Here is a 1,655-nt window from a genome sequence, read left to right as displayed (position 1 = left end):
AATAATTATAAATTTTTATTTCCCTTGAATTCCCTATTCTAAAAACAGAACTATCTTCCTGAATTAACCCCGTTAGTTCTCAGCCAACCTCTTTGATTGCTTGAGTATTTATACTTAATTTGTCCAGCCAATTGTTTTTTTTAGTGATCGCCTCTCCTCGAAAATAGTTACTTGGTACTATATTTTCCCTGCCAAAATCGGGGTTAATGCTCTATTTATTTCAAAATGAGAATTGCTGCTCCCGCCCGTCCCCATTCCGACGATCTCAAAGAGTTGGCCAAGGGTTGCGAACTTCTGATCTTACCCACCGCCCCCGATGTTCTCAGTCTGCAGCCGATGTTGGAAACAGCCAAAGATTTGGGAGACGCTAATTACCGCGCCCTGATCACGATCGTACCGCCACCACCGAATAAGGAGGGGGAAATACTGCGTCAAGATTTAACCGAGGGCAGTATCCCTGTTTTCAAGTCGATGATTCGCAGAACCGTCGGCTATCAAAAAGCCGCTTTAGCGGGTGTTCCCATCCGCAATCTCGATGATGCTAGGTTAAGAGCGGCATGGAAGGATTACAAAGCTTTGGGAGAGGAAATCTTAGCCATATTGGAGGTTTTATGACGACGGGCAGGTACAGCGATTTAATTAAGAAAGCCAGAGAACCAGAAAACCAGAATACCGGTTTAGAGGAAAGTCAGAATACTGGTTTACCAGTAAAGCAGAATACCAATTTACCAGAAAACCAGAATGAGCCAGAAGTAAACCTTTGTGTCAAAGTTCCCAAATCCTTGCGGCAACATTGGGCGGCGGAGGCCAAACGGCAAGGAACGACCATGACGGCGGTAATCATGGCAGCCCTTAACGACCGATTTGGTAAACCAGATTAACAGAAACCCAAAAAACCAGATAACCAGATTAACAGAAACCCAAAAAACCAGATCAGATAACTGGAAAATTTTTAGATGTTAGCTACGGTAATATTAGGTCATAAAGTTGCTGTTTTTGTATGAAATCGCCGCCTCCGATCGTTTTAGTGGGACTTAGACAAAAAACAAATCGATAAAAGCCTCAACTCCAATCCCCGCTTGGGATTTACTTCGAGAAGCCCAAAATCGCTGAAACCCAGATAGATCAAGGAAAATCATAAATTGAGGTTAACCCTTTGTCCCGTAATGGTTTGAGCCTTTTTTGCTGCCCGAAAATGCCTAAGTCCCATTAGCTTCTATCTTTTGTCTAATGTCTATGCAAGTCGAAGCCCAAGATTACGAGGCTTTGTGTCGGAACCGGGAGTCTTACGGTTTTTCTCAAGAGGAGTGTGATCGCTGGATTAGAGAACAAAACCAGCGTTCTCCTACTAATTCTCCTGGCAATGGCCGATCAGCCGTCAATTCCGCTTTTATCGGGGAGAAGGTTTATAAACTGCGTTTGAGGGATGCCCCTACGGGCAACATCCAGCAATTCTCATTTTGAAAACAAAAGAAGATAAAGTTCTCTATGTGAACAAGAGAACTTCTGTCTAATTATCATTTTTTTTCAAGATAATCATCATAATTAGCTTCAAGAGACAGTTTGAAAATATCTGCCCATAAAAAACTTATCTCAACTCATAAATTTAGCTGAAATTCTGACCTAATTTGTGGTTTTTTTAATGAATAAAATAA

The 1,655-nt window shown here is 41.8% G+C and carries 3 protein-coding genes; all 3 read left to right on the top strand.

All coding sequences use genetic code 11. From position 1 onward, the window contains the following. The first annotated feature begins 225 nt into the window (after positions 1-225). Positions 226-615, top strand: a complete 390-nt coding sequence (locus tag H6F92_RS00240; RefSeq protein WP_190356385.1) for a ParA family protein — start codon at positions 226-228, stop codon at positions 613-615. After that, entirely contained in the window at positions 612-881 is a 270-nt protein-coding gene (locus H6F92_RS00235) for a hypothetical protein (protein WP_190356384.1), read from the top strand. Before H6F92_RS00240 ends, H6F92_RS00235 begins: the two co-directional genes overlap by 4 nt. Positions 882-1,230: 349 nt before the next feature. Then, positions 1,231-1,464 carry a hypothetical protein gene (locus tag H6F92_RS00230; protein WP_190356383.1) on the top strand — a complete coding sequence of 78 codons (234 nt, stop codon included), beginning with the start codon at positions 1,231-1,233 and terminating at the stop codon, positions 1,462-1,464. The last annotated feature ends 191 nt before the right edge of the window (positions 1,465-1,655 follow it).

It is taken from the genome of Microcystis wesenbergii FACHB-1317 (genome assembly GCF_014696875.1).
GTDB lineage: Bacteria > Cyanobacteriota > Cyanobacteriia > Cyanobacteriales > Microcystaceae > Microcystis > Microcystis wesenbergii_A.
Note: the sequence above shows the minus strand (reverse complement) of the source record. Positions and strands in the feature narration are given on the sequence as shown.